Here is an 8,144-nt window from a genome sequence, read left to right on the forward strand (position 1 = left end):
AAAGGTCATCTCGCGCGCCGCCGGATCGAGCGCGCTGGCTTCGGCGGCGTATCGCTCGGCATCGCGACTGCACGATGACCGGCTCGACCGCCATCACGACTTCTCGAACAAGTCGGGCGTCGTTCATTCCGAAGTGATGCTGCCGGATGGTGCGCCCGAGCATCTCTCCAACCGCGAAAAGCTGTGGAACGAGGTCGAGGCGGTCGAGAAGCGGATCGACGCGCAACTGGCTCGCGAGATCGAATTCGCGATCCCGCGTGAGATGAGCCAGGAACAGGGGATCGAACTGGCGCGGGACTTCGCCCGCGAGGAGTTCGTCGACCGCGGAATGATCGCCGATCTCAACGTCCATTGGGATATCGGCGCGGATGGTCTCGCCAAGCCCCATGCGCATGTCATGCTGACCATGCGCGAAGTTGGCGAGAACGGGTTCTGCAATAAGAACCGCGACTGGAACCGCACCGACTTGCTCAAGAAATGGCGCGAGCGCTGGAGCGAGCACGTCAACCGGCGGCTGGCCGAACTCGATATCGACGCGCGGGTGGATCACCGCTCCTTGGAAGCACAAGGAATAAACCTCGAGCCGCAGCACAAGATCGGTCCGGCCGCTTCGCGCATAGCCGAGCAAGGCCTGGCGTCGGAGCGGCTTGAAGAACATCACGCGATTGCACGAAGCAACGGCGATAAACTCCTCGCCCATCCTGCACTCGCGCTCGATGCAATCACCCGTAACCAGGCGACGTTCACAACCCGCGATCTCGCCGTGCTCGTCCATCGCCACAGCGACGGGAAGGACCAGTTCGATCGGGTGATGGCGGCAGTGAAGGCGTGCCCCGAACTCGTCGCGCTCGGCAAGGATGGCCGCGGCGAACAGCGCTTCACCAGCCGCGACATGATCGAGACCGAAGCGCGGCTGGAGGGTGCTGCCGACCGTCTCGCGGGGCGCGACGGCCATGGTCTCCCGGCGGCGATGCAGAGGGGGCTAAGCACAGCCGCCGGGAGTGGCGGTTTGCGTCTGGGGGCAGAGCAGCAAGCCGCGCTTGAGCACATAACCCAGCCCGGAGACCTGGCAATCGTCACCGGCTATGCCGGTACCGGCAAGTCAGCCATGTTGGGCATCGCGCGCGACGAATGGGAGCGGGCGGGCTACCGCGTCCAGGGACTGGCGCTCTCCGGCATCGCCGCCGAGAATCTCGAAAGCGGTTCGGGCATCGCCTCGCGCACGATCGCCAGCATCGAACATCAATGGGGCCAGGGCCGCGAACTCCTCGATCAGAGCTCGATCCTCGTCATCGACGAGGCGGGGATGATCGGCACTCGGCAGCTTGAGCGCGTGCTATCCGAAGCCGAGAAGCGCGGTGCAAAGGTCGTGCTGGTCGGCGATCCCGAACAGCTTCAGGCGATCGAAGCGGGAGCGGCGTTCCGCTCAACTGCAGAGCGTCATGGCTGCGTCGAGATCACCGAGGTCCGCCGTCAGCATGAGGACTGGCAGCGCGACGCGACGCGGCAGCTTGCGACCAGCCGTACTGCTGAGGCGATTCGCGCCTATGACGAGCATGAGATGGTCCATGAGACCGCCACGCGGGAAGATGCACGCGAGGACTTGGTCGATAACTGGGATCGCGATCGGCGCAGCAACCCGAACGCGTCGCGGATCATCCTCACCCATACCCGCATCGAGGTTAAGGCGCTCAACGATGCCGCGCGTGAACGCGTGCGCGAGAGCGGTTTGCTCGGCAACGAGGTTGCGATCGACACCGAGCGCGGGCCGCGCGACTTCGCCTCGGGTGACCGCGTTATGTTCTTGAAGAATGAGCGTGAGCTTGGCGTGAAGAACGGCACGCTCGGCACGATCGAAACGGTCAGCAGCGTTCGCATGGCGGTGCAGCTCGACGATGGCCGTTCGGTCGCGTTCGACGTGAAGGACTATAACCAGATCGATCACGGCTATGCCGCCACGATCCACAAGGCGCAGGGCATGACGGTCGATCGCACTTTCGTGCTGGCGACACCGGGCATGGATAGCCACTCGGCTTACGTCGCATTGTCGCGGCACCGGGACGGGGTCGACCTGCACTATGGTCGCGATGACTTTGGGAGCCAGCGCAATCTGGTGCGAAGGTTATCGCGCGAGCGCGGCAAGGACATGGCGAGCGACTATGCCGATCGCGACAGCGGCGAACGTGCGTTCGCCGAGCGGCGGGGGATCACGTTCCGCGAACGGGTGGCGGAAGCAGTGCGCAAGATCATGCCCGAGCCGGTACGGTCAATGTTCGACGGCTTGCGGCTGAACGTTGCGACGCCAGAGCCGCAGGCGCCGCGGCCGGAGCCGAAGGTCGAACGGCACCAGGAGAGTCCTGCCGCCCTGCGGGATCGGATCATCGCGCGCCATGCCCGCGCTGTGCAGGCGATCTTCGAAATGCAGGATCGTGGCGGCAGCGCGACAGCCGAGCAAATCAGCGAACTGAAGGCTGCGCGCGCGGACATCAACGCGATCCGCGAACATGCGGCGGTCGACGCGGAGAACGCCTATAAGCGTGACAGATCACTTGCGCCCGAAGCGGCGAGCGGTGACAGCAGGCGAGCGCGCGAGCAGATTGCGGTCGAGAAAGAGGTTCGAACCGATCCTGTCAAGCGCGCGGATCGGTTCATCGAGCGCTGGAACAGGCTCAACGACCATATGGAGCGCGCCTATGCCGATGGCGACCTCCCGACCGAAAAGGCGATGCGAGGCCACATGGCCGAAATGGCGAAGTCGCTCGAACGCGATGCGCAGTTGGAATCGATCCTAGCCAACCGGAAGCTGGAACTTGGCATTGTGTTCGACAGCGGCCGCAGGCTTGGCGCGGAACTCGCTTACAATTACGGCATCGATCTCGGGCGGGGGCGGGGGATCGGAATTTAGGTCTGCTTCGGGCGCCCGAATCTCGGCCGTTACCTGGAACGGTGCCCCTGCTAACCCCCACTGCAAGCCTTATCCAAGGACAGCGTCACACTCATTGTCCACGCCGCCGGTCTATGGTTGAAATTGGATTTGCGGCATTCCCCACGAGGGGAGCCTGGTCTTGGCAACCATGCTATTTCACCAAGATGGGCTGGCTCGCCTTCCTAGCTCGCGAGGTCACGATTCCATACTGACTGGCAGTCTCGTGTTGGTTGGCGATAGCGCAACTCTGGCCCCCGGAGGCAATATTCAACCGATTTGGACCAACCAGAGACGGAATCTATAGCCGGAACGGCAAGTCCGCAGTTGAAATCGGCCGGCTGTATATTTGCGAGGCCGATCGGACTCCGCCATGCTCTCAATTTCTTGACTCATGCGGTCGTCCGCCGCTGTAGTAATGCATCACCATGGGGCGGGACTATCTTCTGACATGAATGACTTTGCTGCCGGCGAGGCTCCAAAAGCTTCGCGCTCAGGTATTGCCAGACTTTTCGACGACACGCGTCGACGGCTGGTCGAAACAGGCACGCGCAACCGTCTGGTTCACGTGAACCGGGCCAACACGCGCGGCAACGTCGTCAACATCGTCAATGAGCGATCGGATGACGTCTATCGATTGCTGGCAGGCGGTAAGACGATGTGCTTTCTGGCGATCGGCCGCGATAAGGATGATGATCGTGACGGCGTTCGTTTCGTTGACGCGAGCGATGCGACTTTCGCGGAAGACCGCTTCATCGATGCCCAACTCGAGACGAGACTGGGGCCGAACACGCTCCAGAAGAAACTGTTGAAAATCGCGCGCGAAGCGCAAACGGCTGAGGAAGAGTCTGGCGTCAATATTCTCTATATCGCGCTCGGCTTCGTGACCTGGTTCGAGGACAAAACTTCAGCCATCCCTCGTGAAGCGCCGCTGGTCCTGATCCCAGTTGAACTGGTCCGCAACGCGCGCACCTCCACTTACGACATCCGGATGCGTGAGGGAGATTCGGTCACCAATCTGCCGCTGCAACAGCGGCTGAAGGACGACTTCGGAATAGTCCTACCAGACCTGGAGATCGAAGACGGCTGGAACCCATCGGACTATTTCGCGGCGGTGCAGGAGGTGATCGCCCAACGCGACCGGTGGAAGATCGACCGGGACGGCATCCAGCTTGGATTTTTCAGTTTCAGCAAGCTCCTTATGTACCACGATCTGGCTATCGACGCCTGGCCGGAAGACATGCTCGCTGACCACGCGCTGACGCGCGGCCTGTTGTTTGAGGGGTTCGAGGCGGAGCCGCCAATGTTCGGGCCAGAAGACCGGCTGGATGAGGTCCTTCCGCCTGAAAAATTGTTCCACGTCGTCGATGCTGATGCGTCGCAGGCGAAAGTGATTGAGGAGGTTCGCTCCGGCCGCAACCTGGTGGTGCAGGGACCGCCCGGCACCGGGAAATCGCAGACAATCACCAACATCATCGCGGCGGCTGCGAATGACGGAAAGCGCGTGCTGTTCCTCGCAGAGAAGATGGCAGCTTTGTCGGTTGTGCATGATCGCCTGGTCAAGGTGGGGCTGCGCGATGTATGTTTGGAACTGCACTCTCGGACAGCGAATAAAAAAGCGGTGCTTGGTGAACTCGCGCGCACCCTCAACCAGGCCCGCGCGATACCGGCGATGCCGAGTGGCCCGGCTGCATTGACGGCGGCGCGCGATAAGCTCAACGCGGTTGCGGAGGCGATGCACCGACCGATCGGCGACACCGGTGAGACGCCCTTTACTGTGCTCGGTCGGCAATCGCGACTGATTGGCCTCGACTGCCCGCCGCCAACGCTGACGAGCAGGTCAATAGTCGGCATGTCGCGTGATCATGAGCGCGAGTTGCTTGGAACAATCGAGCGTTATGGCGTGCTGCTAAAGGCAACGATGACGGGCGCCCGGCACCCGTTCGAGGGCACGCGAAACCTGAATCTTCAACCAGTCGATTTGGCGCGCTTGAAAGGCTTGCTGGAGAAGGCGCACGTCAGCAGCGGAGCATTGGCGACGGCGATCAACGAACCATTGCGAGCGCTAGAGTTGAGCGAAGCCGCATCGTTCGCCGTGACTTCGCGCCTAGATGACGTGCTCGCCCGGCTCGAAGGCCTATCCGATGACCGCGGTGCCGAGATCGCCGCTATCATGCTCGCCGCCAACGACCTTCCGCGGCTCGCGGAAGCGCTCCAAGCCGGCGTAGAATGGCGCGAGCGGCACGACGCTGCCACGCCCGTCTTCGTGGACGCGGCTTTCCAGGCGTCGGTCGCCCCATTGCGTGGTGCCTTCGTCGCCGGTTCACATTCCTTCTTTGCGCGATGGGGTAGCGCATATCGCGGCGCGTCGCGCGAACTTGCCGGTCTATTGCGCGATCCACTACCCAAGCAGGCGACTGCGAGGGTTGAGCTCGTCGACCTACTTTCTGACGTTGCGATGCATCGCAGCAAATGGGAAGAGGATCGCGAATATTGCGGACGAATTCTCGGCGACCATTGGCGGGGCGAGAAGACCGACTTTGTGAATTTGCTGGCTGTCGCGCGCTGGTGTCAAAACCTCGCAGCGGCGTCACTTCGGCCATCGCCCGCTAAGGCGCTTGCACTCGCTGGGCAGCCGGAGCGGGTCGTGCAGATGCGGCGGACGCTTCGAGAGACCGAGTCGGCCGCGCGAGCGGGCCTCGAGGACGCGGCAGGATTGCTTGATCTTGATCCCGTCGCAGTCGCCGGCGCAGAGTGGCAGGAAAGCGAGCCGGAGCTTCTTGCCCAGCGATTTGCAGCAATGGCGTCGGCAATCGACAGCTACGCATCGTGGGCGCAGCTGTCCAAGCTGCGCGACATTCTAATCGATGCCGGCCTGTCAGATCTCGTGACACGGTTGCGCGAGGGCAGCCTTGACGCAGTAGGTGCGCAAATTGAGCTGCAATTCGCGCGGGCTGAACAGCTCTGGAAGCGCGCGATCGACGAGATGCCTGCGCTTGGGGAAATCGCCGCAGCTCAACGACACGAGATCGTCAAACTCTTCATCCGGTTGGAGCGCGAGCGGCTGAAGGAAAACGTGACCACGATTCTCGCGGGCCATCTCGAACAGGTGCCGCAGGGTGCGATGGGCGAGATGAAAGTAATTCGCGGCGAAATCGCCAAAAAACGCGGTCATATTGCCCTCCGCCGCCTATTCGAACGTGCCGGCACCGCCGTTCAACGGATCAAGCCCGTGCTGCTGATGAGTCCGATTTCGGTCGCGCAATTCCTGCCACCTAACGCGTTATCGTTCGATCTGTTGGTGATCGATGAAGCGTCGCAAGTGCGACCCGAGGATGCATTGGGCGCGATCGCGCGCGCCGGCCAGATTGTGGTGGTTGGCGACAAGAAGCAGCTTCCCCCGTCATCCTTCTTCGATCGCATCCTCGCCGACGAAGAGAGCGAAACAGGGGAGGAGGGCGAGCAAAGCGAGGACCTACTCGAAGGTGCGGCCAAACTGGGCAGCATGGAGAGTATCCTCACCTTGTGTGAAGCACGGGGTCTCGCGTCCCGAATGCTGCAATGGCACTACCGCTCGCGTGACCCGTCGCTAATCGAGGTCTCCAACCGCGAATTCTACGAGAATGGGCTCATTCTACCGCCTTCCCCGTTGCAGGAAGATCCGGGCTACGGCCTCTGCTTCACCCGTGTCGATGGCGTGTATGACCGCGGTGGCAAACGTGACAATCGCAAGGAAGGCGAGGCAATCGTAGCGCGAGTGGCCGAGCATGCGCGTGCGACACCATCGCTCTCACTAGGTGTCGTCACCTTCTCGTTCGCGCAGCGCAATCTGATCACCGAGCTGCTTGAACTTGCGCGCCGTAGCGATCCAACACTCGACGCCTTTTTGCGGGAGGGCCAGTCGGAAGACCTGTTCGTCAAGAATATCGAAAACGTCCAGGGCGACGAGCGTGACGTTATCCTCGTGAGTGTTGGTTATGGCCCTAGCGTTGCCGGTGGTCGGCTGAACAGCATGTCTTTCGGCCCAGTAAACGGCGAGGGCGGCGAGCGGCGCTTGAACGTATTGTTCACGCGCGCGCGGGTCCGCTGCGAGGTCTTCGCTTCGTTCGATCCTGGCGATATCGACTTGGGTCGGACGGGTGGCGAGGGGCCGCGAATTTTCAAGCGCTTCCTGGAATTCGCCAAGAATGGCCGGTTGGACGAGAGCTCGCCCACCGGCTTGGAGGCCGATACACCGTTCGAAGAGGACGTAGCGGATGTTGTGCGGGGTCTAGGTTTCCTGGCGGATCCGCAGGTCGGTTCTGCTGGGTTCCGAATCGATCTCGGCGTTCGTCATCCCGACAAGCCTGGGACCTATTTGTTGGCGATCGAATGCGACGGCGCGACCTATCACAGCGCGCTTTGGGCACGCGAACGGGATCGATTGCGCCAGGATGTGCTTGAACACCTTGGCTGGCGATTTCACCGCATCTGGAGCACGGATTGGTTCTACAATCGAACTGCCGAGATCGAGCGATTGCGCGTTGCGTTATTCGAGGCACGCGAGGCGGCTGGCGACGGCGTGCGCATTGATGGGGCCAACAAGGCTCGTCCAATCACCGTAGAGATCGTCGACGCACCGCCATCGACCTTCGAACTTCCCGAGATCGTGCAACGCGTGATGCCGACATATCAGCGCGCTCACTTCCCGATCAGCTCTTGGCAGGAACCGCACGAGGTTGCGGTTTCGACCCTGGCGGACCTGGCAATCCGCATCGTCGGCGTTGAAGGGCCCATCCACGCGGAGGAAGTCGCTCGGCGCATCGCATCATGTTTCGGCAAGGAAAAAGCGGGATCGCGCATTCTATCCGCCACCCGCGCCGCCCTTGGTGTAGCGCAGCGCCGCGACTCGGCCCTGCTCTCTGAGGGCGGCTTCTGGTTTACCCGTCAGCAGGCCGAAGCGCCGCCTGTGCGCGATCGTTCCGCGGAGTCTGGCGCTACCTTAAAGGCGTCGTCGATCTCGATGCTGGAGATTGAGGCAGCGATCGCGATCGCGCGCAACGACAATGCTGGCGGAGATGACGCTGATTTAGTGCGGACGGCCGCGCGGCTACTTGGTTTTCGCCGCGTCGGAGCCGAATTGCAAGTCCGGCTATCTGAAGGATTAGCTGCTACCGACTGAATTTTCGTGGCGAGGCTTTCCTATGGCCGTAACTCAATCAGATCGTCCGCAATGCGCCCC

Annotated in this window: 2 protein-coding genes; both read left to right on the forward strand. The window is 62.0% G+C overall.

Annotated features, from left to right (window positions below; translation table 11 throughout):
- A partial coding sequence (traA, locus tag SPR01S_RS20115; protein ID WP_157082381.1) for a Ti-type conjugative transfer relaxase TraA occupies positions 1-2,905 on the forward strand: 2,905 nt, incomplete at its 5' end.
- Between the two features lie 469 nt (positions 2,906-3,374).
- The gene (locus SPR01S_RS20120; RefSeq protein ID WP_084251322.1) at positions 3,375-8,084 is read left to right on the forward strand and encodes a DUF3320 domain-containing protein; all 4,710 of its coding nucleotides are present in this window, start codon (positions 3,375-3,377) and stop codon (positions 8,082-8,084) included.
- Positions 8,085-8,144 lie beyond the last annotated feature (60 nt).

The sequence above is a fragment of the Sphingomonas pruni NBRC 15498 genome, from assembly GCF_001598455.1.
GTDB lineage: Bacteria > Pseudomonadota > Alphaproteobacteria > Sphingomonadales > Sphingomonadaceae > Sphingomonas > Sphingomonas pruni.

Coding starts and splice junctions, on each gene's coding strand:
- SPR01S_RS20120 (WP_084251322.1), top strand. CDS start 3,375: ATGAATGACTTTGCTGCCGGCGAGGCTCCAAAAGCTTCGCGCTCAGGT.